This is a genomic window from Actinotalea fermentans, assembly GCF_007991475.1.
In the GTDB taxonomy this organism is placed as follows: Bacteria; Actinomycetota; Actinomycetes; order Actinomycetales; family Cellulomonadaceae; genus Actinotalea; species Actinotalea fermentans.
The window spans coordinates 581,594-597,476 of the sequence record NZ_BJYK01000001.1; the positions used below are offsets into that span (position 1 = coordinate 581,594).

The window sequence follows — 15,883 nt, forward strand, 5'->3', positions numbered from 1 at the left end:
GTGCCGACCGGCGACGACGCCGTGGTGGAGGCGCCGGGCGCACTCGCCGGGGACCCGGACGGGCTCCAGCGCCTCTGGACGCCGCACCGCGCCGTCTACCTAGGCGGCGAGAACAAGCCGACCGGCGACGGCGCGGACACGTGCCCGTTCTGCCGTGCGGCGGCCTCCGACGACGACGCCGACGTGCTCGTCGTGGCGCGCGGGCGGGCGGTGTTCGCCCTGCTCAACCTCTACCCGTACAACTCCGGGCACCTCATGGTGCTGCCGTACCGGCACGTCGCCGACTACACCGAGCTCACGGCCGACGAGGGCGTCGAGCTCGGCACCATGACGGCCGACGCGATGCGCACGCTGCGGGCCGTCTACCGTGCCCAGGGCTTCAACCTCGGTGTGAACCAGGGGAGCGCGGCCGGGGCCGGGATCGCCGCCCACCTGCATCAGCACGTCGTGCCGAGGTGGACCGGCGACGCGAACTTCCTGCCCGTCGTCGGGCGGACCAAGACCCTGCCGGAGCTGCTGGCCGACACGCGCAAGCGCCTCGCCGACGCCTGGCCGACGGAAGGACGAGCGTGATCAGCAAGCTGAGGGCCGGCTTCGGGCGGCTCTTCACCCCCCTGGCGAAGGCGCTGCTGCGGGCCGGGCTCTCACCCGACGCGGTCACGATCCTCGGCACGCTCGGCGTGATGGCCTCGGCGCTCGTCCTCTTCCCGACGGGTCACCTGCTCGCCGGCGCCCTGGTGTGCTGGTTCTTCGCGATGAGCGACGCGGTGGACGGCCTGATGGCCCGGCTGTCCGGGCGCCAGGGCCCGTGGGGTGCCTTCCTGGACTCCTCGCTGGACCGGTTCGCCGACGGCGCGATCTTCGTGGGCCTGGTGATCTGGCTGGCGGGCCCGGGCGAGGACGAGGTCGGCGCCGTGCTCGGGCTCGCCTGCCTGGTCCTCGGCTCGATCGTGCCCTACGTCCGAGCCCGCGCCGAGGGGATCGGCATGACGGCGAACGTCGGCATCGCCGAGCGCGGCGACCGGCTCGTCGTCGCCCTGACCGCTGCGGGCGTGGTGGGCCTCGGTGCCCCCGGCGCCGTGCTCACGATCGCCCTCGGCCTGCTCGCGGCGGCCAGCCTCGTCACGGTCGTCCAGCGGATCGTCGTCGTGCGCAGGCAGGTCGTCCAGGCGGGTCAGGCGTGAGACGGCGCACGTCGGGCGGGGCCACGCTGCTCGCCTTCCGCTTCTTCGGCGCGGCGCCGGAGGGCCTGTCGCGCGCCCTCATGCGCATCGCCGCCGACGTCGCCTGGCTGCTGCACGGTTCCGGGGTCCGGCGCCTGGAGGCGAACCTGCGGCGTGCACGGCCGGAGGCGAGCGAGCGCGAGCTGCGTCGCCTGAGCCTCGAGGGCATGCGCAACTACCTGCGGTACTACGCGGAGGCCTTCGCGCTGCCGCGGCTGACGCCCGAGCAGGTCGACGCACGGGTCCGCGCCGTCGGGGAGGCGCCCGTCCTCGAGGCCTGCGGATCAGGACGGCCGGTGGTGCTCGCGCTCGGGCACCAGGGCAACTGGGACCTCGCGGGCGCCTGGGCGACGGTGCACCTCGCACCGGTGACCACGGTGGCCGAGCGCCTCGAGCCGGTCGAGGTGTTCGACGCCTTCGTCGGCCTGCGCGAGGCCATCGGACTGCGCATCATCCCGCTCGACAAGGGCGGTGACGTCTTCCGCGAGCTCGTCCGCACGCTGCGGACCGGGAGCGTCCTCGTGCCCCTGCTCGCCGACCGGGACCTCACCTCCAAGGGCGTGGAGGTCGACCTGCTCGGCGAGCGGGCGCGCGTCGCCGCCGGTCCGGCCGCCCTGGCGGTGGCGACAGGCGCTGCCCTCGTACCGACCCTCATCCGGCACGAGCGGATCTACGGCGCCCGGCGCCGGGCCGCGCGGTCGCGGTGGGGCATCGTCCTCACCTTCACCCCTGCGATCGCCGTGCCGCCGGACGTGCCGCGCAGCGAGCAGGTGGCCGCGCTGACGCAGGCCTGGGTGGACGTCCTCGGTGCGGACATCGCGGCCCACCCGACCCATTGGCACATGCTGCAGCGGGTGTTCGTCGGCGACCTGGACCCGGCGCGGGTCGTGGCGCCGGCCTCGACGGCGCCGTCGGCCGACGCGCCCGACGCGCCCGAGGAGGACGCATGAGCCTCGAGCCGCTCCGGGTCGGCATCGTCTGCCCCTACTCGTTCGACGTGCCCGGTGGGGTCCAGTTCCACGTCCGCGACCTCGCCGAGGCGCTCGAGCGTCGCGGTCACTCGGTCTCGGTGCTGGCGCCCGCCGACGACGAGACGCCCCTGCCCGACTACATCACCCCGGCGGGTCGGGCGGTGCCCGTGCGCTACAACGGCTCGGTCGCCCGCATGACCTTCGGGCCTATGAGCGCGCGGCGCGTGCGGCGCTGGGTGACGGCGGGCGAGTTCGACATCCTGCACCTGCACGAGCCCGTGACGCCGAGCCTCGGCATGCTGGCGCTCTGGGTCGCCTCGGGCCCGATCGTGGCCACGTTCCACACGGCGCTCCTGCGCTCGCGCGCGCTGCAGGTCGCGCACCCGCTGGTGCGGCCCAGCCTCGAGAAGATCGCCGCCCGCATCGCCGTCTCGGAGGACGCCCGTCGGACGCTGGTCGAGCACCTCGGCGGCGACGCCGTCGTGATCCCGAACGGCGTGTACGCCGACGTGTTCGAGCAGGCCGAGGCCGACGCCCGGTGGACCGGCACCCCCGAGCGGCCGACGATCGCGTTCCTCGGGCGGCTCGACGAGCCCCGGAAGGGACTTCCGGTGCTCACGGCCGCGATCCCGGCCGTGCTCGAGGCGATCCCCGGCGCGAGGTTCCTCGTGGCCGGCCGCGGCGACACGGGCGCGGAGGAGGCCCGCGAGGCGCTCGGGCCGCTCGCCGCGTCCGTGGAGTTCCTCGGTGGCATCTCGGACGAGGAGAAGGCCCGGCTGCTCAGCTCGGTCGACGTGTACTGCGCGCCGCACACGGGCGGGGAGAGCTTCGGCATCGTGCTCGTGGAGGCGATGAGCGCGGGCGCCATGGTGGTCGCGAGCGACCTCGGCGCGTTCCGGCGCGTGCTCGACGACGGGGACGCCGGCGTGCTGTTCCCGAACGGGGACAGCGCGGCGCTGGCGCGGACCCTCGTCACCGTCCTGCGGGACCCGGAGCAGCGGCGCCGCACCGCCCAGCGGGCCTCCGCCGTCGTGCGCCGGTACGACTGGTCGGTGGTGACCGAGCAGGTGCTCACCGTGTACGAGATGGTCCTGGCGGGCGGGCCGCGGGTGCGGGTGGGCGAGGACCCGTCGTCGCGACGGGGTCCCCGCCCGGCGGAGACGGAGGAGTCGTGACGAGCTGGTCCGAGGTCACGCTGCTGGTCGCGGCGGGGCTGCTGCTCCTGCTGTGGCTCGTCTGGGTCTCGGCGAACCGTCTGGACCGGCTGCACCGGAAGGTGGCCACGTCCCGGTCGGCGCTGGAGAACCAGCTCGTGCGGCGCGCGTCCGCCGCGGCGGAGCTCGCCTCGTCCGGCCTGCTGGACCCGGTGAGCTCCGTGCTCGTCGGGGAGGCGGCCTGGGCGGCGTTGTCGGCGGGCGGATACGGGCGCGCCGAGCTCGTCGCGGCGCTGCCCGACCTGGACCGCATGCTGGGCCCGGACGGGCCGGGAGCCCGCGCGGACGACCCGGTGGAGCGCGACCTGGGGGAGAGCGAGCTCTCCCGCACGGTCCGCGAGGCGCTGGCCGACGACGACGAGGTGGCCGCCCTCGTGGCCCAGCCGGGCGGCGCGGAGCTCGTCGAGGCCCTGGCCGCGGCCTGGTACCGCGTGCAGCTGGCCCGCCGGTTCCACAACGAGGCGGTCGCCCAGGCGCAGCGGGTGCGTCACAAGGTCGTCGTCCGGGCCCTGCGCCTCGCCGGCCACGCCCCCCTTCCGCAGACCGTCGAGATCGACGACGACTGGCCCGAGGCGCTGCGGCGGGTGGCCCAGGCCGCCTGACGTCGGCCGCGCCCTGGAATGCGGAGGAGGGCGCGCCGCGGCCCGCACTAGGATGAGGGACCGCCGCCGGCTCCGCCTGTGCGACGCGGCTGCGCGGCCGAACGGGCCGGCGCGAACCGCCGACGACGGCGACCGCCACCGCTGGCAACCACCACCGACCGAGGGATGAACGTGAGCGACAACCCCACGATGATCGGCACCGCGAAGGTCAAGCGCGGCATGGCCGAGATGCTCAAGGGCGGCGTGATCATGGATGTGGTCACGGCCGACCAGGCGAAGATCGCCGAGGACGCCGGGGCCGTCGCGGTGATGGCGCTCGAGCGGGTGCCCGCGGACATCCGCGCCCAGGGTGGCGTCGCCCGCATGAGCGACCCGGACCTCATCCAGGGGATCGTCGACGCCGTCTCCATCCCCGTCATGGCGAAGGCCCGCATCGGCCACTTCGTCGAGGCGCAGGTGCTGCAGGCACTCGGCGTGGACTACGTCGACGAGTCGGAGGTCCTCACCCCGGCGGACTACGCGCACCACATCGACAAGTGGGCGTTCACCGTCCCGTTCGTGTGCGGCGCGACGAACCTCGGCGAGGCCCTGCGCCGCATCACCGAGGGTGCGGCGATGATCCGCTCGAAGGGCGAGGCGGGCACCGGTGACGTCTCGAACGCCACGACCCACATGCGTCAGATCCGTGACGAGATCCGCCGGCTCACCTCGCTGCCCGAGGACGAGCTCTACGTCGCGGCCAAGGACCTCCAGGCGCCGTACGACCTGGTCAAGGAGGTTGCCGAGACCGGCAAGCTCCCGGTCGTCCTGTTCACGGCGGGCGGCATCGCGACCCCGGCGGACGCGGCGATGATGATGCAGCTCGGCGCCGAGGGCGTGTTCGTCGGCTCCGGCATCTTCAAGTCCGGCGACCCCGCCAAGCGCGCCGCGGCGATCGTCAAGGCCACCACGTTCTACGACGACCCCAGTGTGATCGCCGAGGTCTCGCGCGGTCTGGGCGAGGCGATGGTGGGCATCAACGTCGAGGACGTCCCCGAGCCGCACCGGCTGGCCGAGCGGGGCTGGTGACGTCCCGGGTACCGCGCAAGGCGGCCCCCGGACCAGCCGCTGTCCGCGTGACGCAGCTCGGTCCCGACTGGGTCGAGGGCCCGGACGGGGTTCCGTTCCGGCGCGGTGCCCGGCTCGTCCTGCTCGACGCCGCCGGGCGCGTGCTGATGGTCCGCGGGCACGACGTCGACAACCCGTCGCGCAGCTGGTGGTTCACGGTGGGCGGCGGGATCGACCCCGGCGAGACCGGCGTGGCGGCGGCCGTTCGTGAGCTGCGCGAGGAGACCGGCTTCGTCGTCGACCCCGCCGACGTCGTCGGGCCGGTGGCGCGGCGGCGTGCTGTCTTCGACTTCGCGGCCCGGACCGTCCGCCAGGACGAGGAGTTCTTCCTCGCCCGGCTGCCCGAGCCCGGTCCGATCCGGACCGACGGCTGGACCGACGTCGAGCGCGCCTTCATGGACGAGGTCCGATGGTGGGACCTCGACGCCCTGGAGGCGGTCGCCGAGGAGGTGTTCCCCGCGGACTTCGTCCCGCTGGTGCGCGAGCTCCTGACGGGCTGGGACGGCGTCGTGCGAGCGCTGCCGGACGAGGGCCTCGTCGGCTGACCCGCGGGTGCCGCTGCCGACGCAGCGCGGGGACGGGTGCCGACCGGTTCGCCTACGCCTGGCCGAGCCGGCGCGCGTTGCCGCGGCGCACGCCCCACATGATGCCGCCGACGACGAGCAGGACGATCGCCACCAGGCCCAGGAAGATGCCGCCGAGCAGCCCGGCGACGCCCCCGAACAGGCCGGCGAAGAAGCCGCCGGCCCCGATGTCCTCGACGACGAACAGGCGCACCTGCTCGCCCGGCTCGGCGCCGAACGCGGCGTCGCGCACGTCGAGGGCGACCGTGTACTCGCCGGCCTCGTCGGTGGTGAACGATGCGATGGCCGCCGCGTGCGTGTCACCCATGGTCGTGGTCGAGCTGTAGGCGGCTCCGCCCACCGCGACGCGTCGACCGGCGGGCGACGTGACCGACGGCAGGTCCGTGCGCACGGAGCGGCTGACGTCGTGCACGAGGTACACGGCGTACCTGGTGTCGCCGGCGAGCCCGACCTGACCGGAGCCCGGGAGGTCGACGACGCCGACCACGCCGTCGCCCGGCGACCCGTCCAGCGCCAGCACGTCCGTGGGCAGGGTCCTGGCGATCGAGAGGCCGCCGACGACGAGGAGGACGACCGAGACGATCAGGACGACGACGCCGATCGCCACCGTGATCTTCGGTCCGGTGGTCGAGGTCTTCCGTGGCGGCTGCGCCGGCGGGTACGCCGACGCGCCGTAGCTCTGGCCGTACGCCGGCTGGCCGTACGCCGGCTGGCCGTACGCCGGCTGGCCGTACGCCGGCTGGCCGTACGGGGGCTGCTGCTGGCTGCTCACCTGTCGAGCGTATCGGCGGGGAGACGCGTACTGGTCGGTACGCCAATTCCGTACTGGTCGGTACACAAGTGGTCGGCGGGCGGCTAGCGTCCTCGCATGCCGATCACCACGTCGCCGGTCGCGGCCATCCCGCGCAGCGGCATCCGCACGCTCATGGAGCTCGCGCTCCGCGACCCGCAGGCCATCCGCCTCGAGGTCGGCGAGCCCGACCTGACCACGCCCGAGCACATCATCGCCGCCGCGGCGGCCGACGCGCGGGCGGGGCACACGGGCTACTCGTCCAGCACGGGTCTGGTGGAGCTCCGCGAGGCGCTGGCAGAGCGCGCCACCCGCACCACGGGTCGGCCGACCACCGCGGACGAGATCGTCGTCACCCACGGCGCGATGCACGGCCTCACGATGGCTCTCCAGTCCGTCCTGGCCCCCGGCGAGGAGGTACTTCTCCCGGACCCGGAGTTCCCGAACTGGCGGATGGCGGCGGTGTCGGCCGGGCTGGGCGTGGGCACCTACGCGACCCGCGCGTCCGCGGGCTTCGTCCCCGACCCGGCGGACGTCGAACGGGCGGTGAGCTCGCGCACCCGCGCCATCGTCGTCTGCTCGCCGAACAACCCGACCGGCGCGGTCTACCCGCGCGAGGTGCTGGCGGCGATCGTCGAGATCGCACGCCGGCACGACCTGTGGGTGCTGTCGGACGAGTGCTACGAGGAGTTCACCTTCGACGCGCCGCACGTCGGGATCACCGGCCTCGACCCGGACGGGCGGGTGCTCAGCTTCTTCAGCTTCTCGAAGGCCCACGCGATGACGGGCTGGCGGATCGGGTACGTCGTCGTGCCGGACCCGACGGTGCACGACCTCATGGGCCAGCTCGCCGAGGCGACGATCTCGTGCCCGTCGACGATCGGCCAGCGCGCGGCCCTCGCGGCGCTGCGCGGGCCGCAGGACCATGTCGTCGCGGCGCGGGACTCCTACCGCGAGCGCCGGGACGCGGCCGTCAGCCTGCTGCAGGCGCGGGGGATCGGCTGCGTGCGCCCGGAAGGGGCCTTCTACCTCATGGTCGACGTCTCGGCGGCGACCAGCGACAGCGACGCGTTCGCGCGGCGCCTGCTGGCCGAGCGGCACGTCGCCGTCGCCCCGGGCTCGACGTTCGGCGCGGCCGCGCAGGGCTTCGTGCGCGTGTCCCTCGCCGCCGGGCGCGACGCCGTGCTGGAGGGTCTCGACCGCTTGGCCGACCAGGTGCACGCGTGGTCGGCGGACGCGGCGGTGGCCGGGACGCCGTCGGGCAGCCTGGACGCGGTCGGGTCCGCAGCGGGTCGCTGATCCGTCGCCCCGCGCGCGGACGAGTGGCGGCGAGCACGTAGGATCGCCCACCGTGACGCGGATCGGGGTGCTGGCGCTGCAGGGCGACGTGCGGGAGCACGCCGCGATTCTCGAGGCGTGCGGTGCCGCCGCCGTCCCCGTCCGGCGCCCGCGCGAGCTCGAGGGCCTCGACGGGATCGTCATCCCCGGCGGGGAGTCGACCACCATCGACAAGCTGCTGCGGGCGTTCGACCTCTTCGAGCCCCTGCGGCAGGCGATCGCCGACGGACTGCCCGCCTTCGGGTCGTGCGCAGGCATGATCTTGCTGGCCGACCGCATCACGGGTGGGACGGCCGACCAGCAGACCCTGGGCGGCCTGGACGTCACGGTGCGGCGCAACGCGTTCGGTCGGCAGGTCGACTCGTTCGAGACCGATCTCGTCGTCGACGGCGTCCCGGACAGCCAGGACGACCCCGTGCACGCCGTCTTCATCCGGGCGCCGTGGGTCGAGGAGGTCGGGCCGCGGGTTCAGGTGCTCGCCCGCGTGGAGAGCGGTGCCGCCGCCGGTAGGATCGTCGCGGTGCGGGAGCGCGACGTGCTGGCCACGTCCTTCCACCCCGAGCTCACGGGGGACCAGCGTCTCCACCGTCTGTTCGTCAGCATCGTCGAGAGCCGTTGAGGAGCCCCTGCATGTCCGGTCACTCCAAGTGGGCCACGACCAAGCACAAGAAGGCGGTCGTGGACGCCCGGCGGGGGAAGCTCTTCGCCAAGCTCATCAAGAACATCGAGGTCGCGGCCCGCACGGGCGGCGGTGACCCGGCCGGCAACCCGACGCTCTTCGACGCCATCCAGAAGGCGAAGAAGACCTCGGTGCCGAACGACAACATCGATCGCGCGGTCAAGCGGGGCTCCGGCCAGGAGGCCGGCGGCGCCGACTACCAGACGATCATGTACGAGGGCTACGGCCCCGGCGGGATCGCCGTCCTCGTCGAGTGCCTCACCGACAACCGGAACCGGGCCGCGTCCGACGTCCGCGTCGCGTTCACGCGCAACGGCGGCCAGATGGCGGACCCCGGGTCGGTCTCCTACCTCTTCTCCCGTCGCGGCGTCGTGATCGTGCCGAAGAGCGACGGGCTCACCGAGGACGACGTCCTCACCGCCGTCCTCGACGCCGGGGCCGAGGAGGTCAACGACCTCGGTGAGGCGTTCGAGGTGATGAGCGAGGCGAGCGACGTCGTCGCGGTGCGCACCGCGCTCCAGGAGGCGGGCATCGACTACGACTCGGCCGAGGCGCAGTTCGTGCCCGCGACCCAGATCGAGGTCGACGTCGAGGGCGCCCGGAAGATCCTGCGCCTGATCGATGCGCTCGAGGACAGCGACGACGTGCAGAACGTCTACGCGAACTTCGACGCCTCCGACGAGGTCATGGCCGAGCTCGAGGACGAGGACTGATCCCGCCGTCCACCCCCTGGCGAGTGGAGCGTTCATCCCGCGCGTGGAGCGATCCGCGCGGGGGTGGAGCGGTCCGACGCGACACGCCCGCGTGTCGCGTCGAAGACGCTCCACACGGGGCGGGGCTGTGAGACTGGCACCGTGCGCGTGCTCGGAGTCGACCCAGGCCTGACCCGGTGCGGCCTCGGCGTCGTGGACGCGGCACCGGGCCGTCGGGCCGTCCTCGTCGACGTCGGCGTCGCCCGGTCGCAGCCCGGTCAGCCCCCCGAGGCCCGGCTCGCGCTCATCGCCGGTGAGGTCGACGCCTGGCTCGACCGGCACAGCCCTGACGCCGTCGCTGTCGAGCAGGTCTTCGCGCAGCACAACCTGCGCACCGTGATGGGCACCGCGCAGGTGTCCGGCGTCGTCATGCTGGCCGCGGCCCGGCGCGGCATCCCGGTGGCGCTGCACACGCCCAGCGAGGTCAAGGCGGCCGTCACGGGGCACGGCCGCGCGTCCAAGGCCCAGGTGCAGGCCATGGTCGCGCGCATCCTCGGGCTCGCGGAGGCCCCGCAGCCCGCGGATGCCGCGGACGCCCTCGCCCTCGCCGTCTGCCACCTCTGGCGGCCCCTGCCGGGCGGGCTCGCCGCCCCGGACGCGCCGGTCGGGACCAGGGTTGCGACCGGGTCGGGTCGGCCCGCAGGGCGGACCCGTGCGCAGGAGGAGTGGGCCCGTGCCGAGGCAGCGGCGCGCCGGGGCGGTCGCTGACCCGCCGTCGGCGTGCGGCCTGTTACCGTCGGTCGTACACCTGTTCGTCTCGGAGGAGTGTCGGTGATCGCGTCGTTGTCCGGTCGCGTCGTGGACGTGCGTCTCGACGGCGTCGTCATCGAGGTCGGCGGGGTCGGGCTGCTCGCGCACGCGACGCCCGCCACGCTCGCCGGCCTGCGCAGGGGAGCAGAGGCCCGGCTCGCGACCTCCCTGGTGGTCCGCGAGGACGCCCTGACGCTCTACGGCTTCGCCGACGCCGACGAGCGCGACGTGTTCGAGGCGGTCCAGACCGTCAGCGGCGTCGGGCCACGGCTGGCCCTCGCGATGCTCGCCGTGCACCCGCCGGACGCGCTGCGCCGCGCAGTCGCGACGGAGGACCTCGCGGCGCTGCAGCGGGTCCCGGGGATCGGGCGCAAGGGCGCCCAGCGGATCGTCCTGGAGCTCGGCGACCGTCTTGGCCCGCCGGCCTCGGCCGGCGGGGAGAGCGCCCCGGCCGAGGATCGGCGCGCCACCGTCGTGGAGGCTCTGGTGGGGCTGGGCTGGGCCACGCGGGCGGCGGAGGACGCCGTGCGCGCGGTGGTCCCCGACGACGCCGGGCCTGTGTCCGCCGACGACGTCCCGCTCGTGCTCCGCAGCGCCCTGCGCACGCTCGGGGGCGGCCGTGGTTGACGAGCGCGTCGTCGCGCCCGAGGTCGATGAGGCCGAGCGCGCCGCCGAGGCCGCGCTGCGTCCGCGGCGACTGGCGGAGTTCGTCGGCCAGCACGTCGTCCGTGAGCAGCTCGAGCTGGTGCTGCACGCCGCGCTCGCCCGCGGCGGGGTGCCCGACCACGTGCTGCTGTCCGGCCCGCCCGGGCTCGGCAAGACGACGCTCGCCATGATCATCGCGGCGGAGCTCGGCACGTCGGTGCGCGTGACGTCCGGGCCCGCGATCCAGCACGCCGGGGACCTCGCCGCGGTGCTCTCGTCCCTGGACGAGGGCGAGGTGCTCTTCGTCGACGAGATCCACCGCCTCGCCCGGCCGGCCGAGGAGCTGCTGTACGTCGCGATGGAGGACTTCCGGGTCGACGTCGTCGTGGGGAAGGGCGCCGGGGCGAACGCGATCGGGCTGACGCTCCCGCCGTTCACCGTGGTCGGCGCGACGACGCGCGCCGGGCTCCTGCCCGCGCCGCTGCGCGACAGGTTCGGTTTCACCGGCCACCTCGACTTCTACTCGTCCGCCGAGCTCGAGCAGGTGCTGCGGCGGTCGGCCGGCCTGCTCGGCGTGGACCTCGCGGACGACGCGGCGGCCGAGATCGCCGGCCGGTCGCGCGGCACGCCCCGGATCGCGAACCGCCTGCTGCGGCGCGTGCGGGACTGGGCCCAGGTCCGCGGGGACGGGACGTGTGACCGAGCGGCCGCGCGCGCCGCGCTCGAGGTCTACGAGGTCGACGAGCTCGGGCTCGATCGCCTCGACCGGGCCGTGCTGCGCGCGCTCTGCGTGCGTTTCGGCGGCGGTCCCGTCGGCCTGACGACCCTGGCGGTGGCCGTCGGCGAGGAGCCGGAGACGGTCGAGACCGTCGCCGAGCCGTTCCTCGTGCGGGAGGGCCTGATCGGGCGGACGCCGCGCGGGAGGGTCGCCACCCCGCGGGCGTGGGAGCACCTGGACCTGGCGGCGCCGGGCGGGCCGGCCAGCCTCTTCGGGTGAATCGACGCAGGAACGGGCCCTAGGGCCCACAGCGGCGGGCTCCAGGACGGGCTCGTCGACGCCCCGGGACGAACCGGTGCGCATCTGTGCGGCCGGGGGTTAGGGCGGGGGTCGGCAGGTCGCCTAGACTGCCCGGCGGCAAACCGATCGAAGGGCGCGTGACCCACATGGGTGGACTCGAGATTTTCCTGCTTCCTCTGCTGCTCATCGGCCTCCTGTGGTTCATGGGCGCGCCGCAGCGGAAGATGCGCAAGGAGCAGGCCGCCCTGATGGAGTCGCTCGCCCCGGGGGCCGACGTCATGACGCACGGTGGTCTGTACGGCACGGTCGTCGCCATCGAGGACGACGTCGTCGTCCTCGAGACCGCACCGGGCGTCACGATGCGCTGGGCCAAGCGCGCGATCGCGACGGTCGTCACGCCGGTCGTGGATGAGGGCGCCGACGAGGAGCTCGACGAGGACGCCGAGGACGAGTACGCCGACGACGAGTACGGCGAGGACGAGTACACCGACGAGGAGTACACGGACGAGGACGCCGACGACGAGGCGACGGACGAGGAGTCCGGCGACGAGAACGACGGCGCCGACGGCGACTGGGAGGATGTCGAGGTCCCCGACGACGCCTCCAGCCTGACCTCGACGGACGACGACAAGCCCACGGCCTGACGCGCAGCGACGCGCACTGCTCACGAGAGAAGACTGACGTTGGCTACGACGACCCGCCGCGAGCGACCTGTGCGCCCGCTGGTGACCCTGGCACTGCTCGTCATCGGCCTGGTGGCCGCCCTCGTCGCGGGAGAGCGATGGTCGGACGCGAGCCTGACACCCCAGCTCGCCCTCGACCTCGAGGGCGGCACGGAGGTCATCCTCCGGCCGGTCGCGACGACCGGTGAGGACGTGACGGACGCCGCGATCGCCCAGGCCATCGACATCATCCGGCAGCGCGTCGACGCGTCCGGCGTCGCCGAGGCCGAGATCACCAGCCAGGGCGGCAGCAACATCGTCGTCGGCCTGCCGGGCACCCCGAGCGAGGAGACCCTGCGGCTCGTGAAGGAGTCGGCCCAGCTGGTCTTCCGGCCGGTGCTGGTGGTCGCGAACCCGGAGCCGTACGACCCGACGGCCGTGGCCGACCCGACCGTCCCCACCGACGACGCCGCGGTCGGCGACGGCGCGACGGACGAGGGCGCCACGGGTACCGAGGACGGCGCCGGCACCGCCGACCAGGTCTCGAAGGCGGCCACCGGCGAGGGCGACGGTGGGTCGGGCGACAGCGGGTCGGGCGACAGCGCGACGCCCGCGAACCCGAGCGACCTCTCCTGGCTGACGGCCGACCTCACGACGCAGCTGAACGAGCTCGACTGCACGGACCCGGCGAACCTCGTCGGCGGTGCCAGCCGGGTGGGCGACCCGAACGCCGGCTTCGTGACCTGTGCGGTCGACGGGACCGCGAAGTACGCCCTCGGCCCCGTGGAGATCACGGGCGACCTGGTCTCGAGCGCGAGCTCCGGGCTGCGCGTCACCGCCCAGGGTGCGATCACCAACGAGCGGGTCGTGAACCTCGAGTTCAACTCGGAGGGGACGCGGATCTTCGCGGACACCACCGAGCGTCTGCTGTCGCTGGAGGCGCCGCGCAACCAGTTCGCCATCGTGCTCGACGGCCTGGTCATCTCGGCGCCGCAGGTCAACTCCGTGATCCCCGACGGCGGGGCGGAGATCTCCGGCAACTTCACGACGGCGGCCGCGAACACGCTCGCCCGCCAGCTCAACTTCGGCTCCCTGCCGCTCACCTTCGAGGTGCAGAGCGAGGAGCAGATCTCGGCGACGCTCGGTGACGAGCAGCTGCAGCGCGGCCTCCTGGCCGGCCTCATCGGCCTGATCCTCGTCGGCCTGTACTCGCTGGGTCAGTACCGCGCCCTGGGCTTCGTCACGATCGCCTCGCTCGTGGTGGCGGGCGCGCTCGCGTTCCTGACGATCACGGTGCTGTCGTGGGTCCAGGGCTACCGGCTGAGCCTGCCCGGTGTCGCGGGTCTGATCGTCGCGATCGGTATCACAGCGGACTCGTTCATCGTCTACTTCGAACGGATCAAGGACGAGCTACGCGAGGGACGCCCGCTCGCGGCCGCGGTGGACGCCGGTTGGAGCCGCGCCAAGCGGACCATCCTGGCCTCCGACGCCGTGAGCCTCCTCGCTGCCGTCGTGCTGTACTTCCTCGCGGTGGGCGGGGTCCGCGGGTTCGCGTTCACCCTGGGGCTGACCACGGTGATCGACCTGATCATCGTGTTCCTCTTCACGCACCCCGTGATGCTGCTGCTCTCCCGTCGGCGGTTCTTCGCCGAGGGCCACCGGTTCTCCGGTCTCGACCCGAGCCTGCTCGGTGCCCGGTCGCGGTACGTCGGGCGTGGCAAGGTCCGAGAGCCTGAGCCCGCTGCAGGAGCGCCGCAGCCCGTCGCGGCAGGCGTCGGGGACTGGATGACCATCGCCGAGCGGAAGGCCGCCCAGCGGGCGGCCGCCGGCGAGCACGCCCAGGCCGAGGGGAAGGACGCCTGATGCCCGGCAGGATGGCCCAGTGGGGCAACGACCTCTACACGGGGAAGCGTTCCTACAACATCGTGGGGACGAAGAACCGGTGGTTCGCCCTCGGCGGCGCCGTGGTGCTGGCCGCCGTCGTCCTCCTGACGACCGTCGGCCTGAACCTCGGCATCGCGTTCCGCGGCGGCTCGGAGTTCACCGTGCCGGGCGTGGCCGACGTGGCCGAGCAGCCCGCGCTCGACGCTGTCGCGCAGATCGAGGGTGCCGACCCGCCGCGCGTCTCCGTCGTGGGCTCGGACAGCATCCGCGTGCAGACGTCCAGGCTGACCGATGACGAGACCGACGAGCTCGCGAACCTTCTCGCGGACGCGTACGGCGTGGACAAGGACCAGGTCGGCTCGTCGTTCATCGGCGCCACCTGGGGCAAGGACGTGACGAGCAAGGCCATGCGCGGCCTCGTCATCTTCCTCGTGCTGGTCGCCGCTGTCCTCACCGTCTACTTCCGCGACTGGCGGATGGCGGTGTCGGGCATCGTCGCCCTGCTGCACGACGTCGCGATCACGGTCGGCGTGTACGCGGCGGTCGGCTGGGAGGTGACGCCGGCGACGATGATCGGCTTCCTGACGATCCTCGGCTACTCGCTGTACGACACCGTGGTCGTCTTCGACAAGGTGCGGGAGAACGTCGCCAAGGTCCTCGACCAGAAGCGCTACACCTTCGGCGAGCTGGCCAACCTCGCGGTGAACCAGACGCTCGTCCGGTCCCTGAACACCTCGGTGGTCGCGGTGCTCCCGGTCGCGTCGATCCTCTTCATCGGTGCGTTCCTGCTCGGGGCCGGCACGCTGCGCGACATCGCGCTCGCGCTCTTCGTCGGCATCCTCGTCGGCACGTTCTCCTCGGTGTTCCTCGCGACGCCGCTCCTCGTCTGGCTGCGCGAGCGTGAACCGCACATCCGCGAGCACAACGCGCTCGTCACGAAGGCGCGGGCCGCCGTGGTGACCGAGGACGGCGCCGAGGAGCAGGTCCGCGTGCGGGTCGGCGCGTTGGTCCCGGGGGAGCACCAGGGCAACCGGGCGCAGCCGCGCCGCAAGAACTCCAGCCGGCCGGCCGGGAGGAAGTCGTGAGCGACGAGCGTCGCCCCCTCGCCGACCTGGCGGCGTCGCTGGTCCAGGACGTCCCGGACTTCCCCGAGCCCGGGGTGGTGTTCAAGGACATCACGCCGCTGCTCGCCGACGGCGCCGCCCTGAAGGCCGTGGTCGAGGACATGGCGTCGCGCGCGCCCGGGCCGATCGACCTGGTCGTGGGCATGGAGGCGCGCGGGTTCATCCTCGGTGCGCCGGTGGCCGTCGCGCTCGGCGCCGGGTTCATCCCCGTGCGCAAGGCCGGCAAGCTCCCGCGCGAGACGCTCGCGGGCGCCTACGAGCTCGAGTACGGCAGCGCCGTCCTCGAGGTGCACCCCGACACGATCCGGGACGGCTCCCGGGTCCTCGTGGTGGACGACGTCCTCGCGACCGGCGGTACGGCGGCGGCGACCGTCGCGCTGCTCGAGAAGGCAGGGGGCGTCGTCGTGGGGCTGTCCTTCCTCATGGAGCTGACGTTCCTGGGCGGTCGGGACCGTCTGCCGGGCAGGCCGCTCGACGTCCTGCTGTCCTACTGAACGGGGCCGACCTTCCGCGTGCCCGGGCGCTCAACCGGGGTCCCGG

The 15,883-nt window shown here is 73.7% G+C and carries 18 protein-coding genes; 17 read left to right on the top strand and 1 reads right to left on the bottom strand.

From position 1 onward, the window contains the following. From AFE02nite_RS02735 to AFE02nite_RS02765, 7 genes are all read left to right on the top strand, one after another. Positions 1 to 573: an HIT family protein gene (locus tag AFE02nite_RS02735; RefSeq protein ID WP_146819032.1), complete on the top strand. Its 573-nt coding sequence runs from the start codon at positions 1 to 3 to the stop codon at positions 571 to 573. Further along, positions 570 to 1,184, top strand: a complete 615-nt coding sequence (gene pgsA / locus AFE02nite_RS02740; protein ID WP_034244349.1) for a phosphatidylinositol phosphate synthase — start codon at positions 570 to 572, stop codon at positions 1,182 to 1,184. Before AFE02nite_RS02735 ends, pgsA begins: the two co-directional genes overlap by 4 nt. Continuing rightward, positions 1,181 to 2,173 carry a phosphatidylinositol mannoside acyltransferase gene (locus AFE02nite_RS02745; protein WP_146819034.1) on the top strand — a complete coding sequence of 331 codons (993 nt, stop codon included), beginning with the start codon at positions 1,181 to 1,183 and terminating at the stop codon, positions 2,171 to 2,173. The genes pgsA and AFE02nite_RS02745 overlap by 4 nt, the downstream gene beginning before the upstream one ends. Then, entirely contained in the window at positions 2,170 to 3,369 is a 1,200-nt protein-coding gene (locus AFE02nite_RS02750; RefSeq protein WP_034244351.1) for a glycosyltransferase family 4 protein, read from the top strand. Before AFE02nite_RS02745 ends, AFE02nite_RS02750 begins: the two co-directional genes overlap by 4 nt. After that, positions 3,366 to 4,010, top strand: coding sequence for a hypothetical protein (locus AFE02nite_RS02755; RefSeq protein ID WP_034244353.1), 645 nt, complete (start codon positions 3,366 to 3,368; stop codon positions 4,008 to 4,010). The genes AFE02nite_RS02750 and AFE02nite_RS02755 overlap by 4 nt, the downstream gene beginning before the upstream one ends. Before the next feature lie 189 nt (positions 4,011 to 4,199). Further along, positions 4,200 to 5,078 (top strand): pyridoxal 5'-phosphate synthase lyase subunit PdxS, encoded by an 879-nt coding sequence (gene pdxS / locus AFE02nite_RS02760; protein WP_222594338.1) that lies wholly within the window; start codon positions 4,200 to 4,202, stop codon positions 5,076 to 5,078. A gap of 47 nt (positions 5,079 to 5,125) precedes the next feature. Continuing rightward, positions 5,126 to 5,662 carry an NUDIX hydrolase gene (locus AFE02nite_RS02765; RefSeq protein WP_034244357.1) on the top strand — a complete coding sequence of 179 codons (537 nt, stop codon included), beginning with the start codon at positions 5,126 to 5,128 and terminating at the stop codon, positions 5,660 to 5,662. A gap of 52 nt (positions 5,663 to 5,714) precedes the next feature. On the opposite strand, the gene AFE02nite_RS17675 is transcribed toward AFE02nite_RS02765, so the two are convergent. Beyond that, positions 5,715 to 6,473, bottom strand: a complete 759-nt coding sequence (locus AFE02nite_RS17675; protein ID WP_146819036.1) for a hypothetical protein — start codon at positions 6,471 to 6,473, stop codon at positions 5,715 to 5,717. A gap of 96 nt (positions 6,474 to 6,569) precedes the next feature. Here AFE02nite_RS17675 and AFE02nite_RS02775 point away from each other — a divergent pair, with 96 nt between their 5' ends. The 10 genes from AFE02nite_RS02775 to AFE02nite_RS02820 all read left to right on the top strand — a co-directional run bounded on the left by AFE02nite_RS02775 (position 6,570) and on the right by AFE02nite_RS02820 (position 15,837). Then, positions 6,570 to 7,790 carry a pyridoxal phosphate-dependent aminotransferase gene (locus AFE02nite_RS02775; RefSeq protein WP_146819037.1) on the top strand — a complete coding sequence of 407 codons (1,221 nt, stop codon included), beginning with the start codon at positions 6,570 to 6,572 and terminating at the stop codon, positions 7,788 to 7,790. A 52-nt stretch (positions 7,791 to 7,842) separates the two neighbouring features. Further along, positions 7,843 to 8,448, top strand: coding sequence for a pyridoxal 5'-phosphate synthase glutaminase subunit PdxT (pdxT, locus tag AFE02nite_RS02780; protein ID WP_034244362.1), 606 nt, complete (start codon positions 7,843 to 7,845; stop codon positions 8,446 to 8,448). Between the two features lie 11 nt (positions 8,449 to 8,459). Further along, on the top strand, positions 8,460 to 9,221 hold the full coding sequence (locus tag AFE02nite_RS02785; protein ID WP_034244365.1) for a YebC/PmpR family DNA-binding transcriptional regulator: 762 nt from the start codon (positions 8,460 to 8,462) through the stop codon (positions 9,219 to 9,221). Positions 9,222 to 9,362: 141 nt separating this feature from the next. Then, positions 9,363 to 9,968, top strand: a complete 606-nt coding sequence (gene ruvC, locus AFE02nite_RS02790; protein WP_034244387.1) for a crossover junction endodeoxyribonuclease RuvC — start codon at positions 9,363 to 9,365, stop codon at positions 9,966 to 9,968. 63 nt (positions 9,969 to 10,031) lie between these two features. Continuing rightward, entirely contained in the window at positions 10,032 to 10,637 is a 606-nt protein-coding gene (gene ruvA, locus AFE02nite_RS02795; RefSeq protein WP_034244367.1) for a Holliday junction branch migration protein RuvA, read from the top strand. Further along, entirely contained in the window at positions 10,630 to 11,652 is a 1,023-nt protein-coding gene (gene ruvB, locus AFE02nite_RS02800) for a Holliday junction branch migration DNA helicase RuvB (RefSeq protein ID WP_034244370.1), read from the top strand. Before ruvA ends, ruvB begins: the two co-directional genes overlap by 8 nt. Positions 11,653 to 11,819: 167 nt before the next feature. After that, positions 11,820 to 12,317, top strand: coding sequence for a preprotein translocase subunit YajC (gene yajC / locus AFE02nite_RS17265; RefSeq protein ID WP_186814476.1), 498 nt, complete (start codon positions 11,820 to 11,822; stop codon positions 12,315 to 12,317). Positions 12,318 to 12,356: 39 nt separating this feature from the next. Beyond that, positions 12,357 to 14,198 carry a protein translocase subunit SecD gene (gene secD / locus AFE02nite_RS02810; RefSeq protein WP_052113508.1) on the top strand — a complete coding sequence of 614 codons (1,842 nt, stop codon included), beginning with the start codon at positions 12,357 to 12,359 and terminating at the stop codon, positions 14,196 to 14,198. Further along, positions 14,198 to 15,304: a protein translocase subunit SecF gene (secF, locus tag AFE02nite_RS02815; protein ID WP_034244373.1), complete on the top strand. Its 1,107-nt coding sequence runs from the start codon at positions 14,198 to 14,200 to the stop codon at positions 15,302 to 15,304. The genes secD and secF overlap by 1 nt, the downstream gene beginning before the upstream one ends. Continuing rightward, positions 15,301 to 15,837, top strand: a complete 537-nt coding sequence (locus AFE02nite_RS02820; RefSeq protein ID WP_034244375.1) for an adenine phosphoribosyltransferase — start codon at positions 15,301 to 15,303, stop codon at positions 15,835 to 15,837. The genes secF and AFE02nite_RS02820 overlap by 4 nt, the downstream gene beginning before the upstream one ends. Positions 15,838 to 15,883 lie beyond the last annotated feature (46 nt).

Excerpts from the sequence above, each read along its gene's own strand:
- pdxS (WP_222594338.1), top strand. The coding sequence starts at position 4,200 with ATGATCGGCACCGCGAAGGTCAAGCGCGGCATGGCCGAGATGCTCAAG.
- AFE02nite_RS02750 (WP_034244351.1), top strand. The coding sequence starts at position 2,170 with ATGAGCCTCGAGCCGCTCCGGGTCGGCATCGTCTGCCCCTACTCGTTC.
- yajC (WP_186814476.1), top strand. The coding sequence starts at position 11,820 with ATGGGTGGACTCGAGATTTTCCTGCTTCCTCTGCTGCTCATCGGCCTC.
- secF (WP_034244373.1), top strand. The coding sequence starts at position 14,198 with ATGCCCGGCAGGATGGCCCAGTGGGGCAACGACCTCTACACGGGGAAG.
- AFE02nite_RS02775 (WP_146819037.1), top strand. The coding sequence starts at position 6,570 with ATGCCGATCACCACGTCGCCGGTCGCGGCCATCCCGCGCAGCGGCATC.
- AFE02nite_RS02785 (WP_034244365.1), top strand. The coding sequence starts at position 8,460 with ATGTCCGGTCACTCCAAGTGGGCCACGACCAAGCACAAGAAGGCGGTC.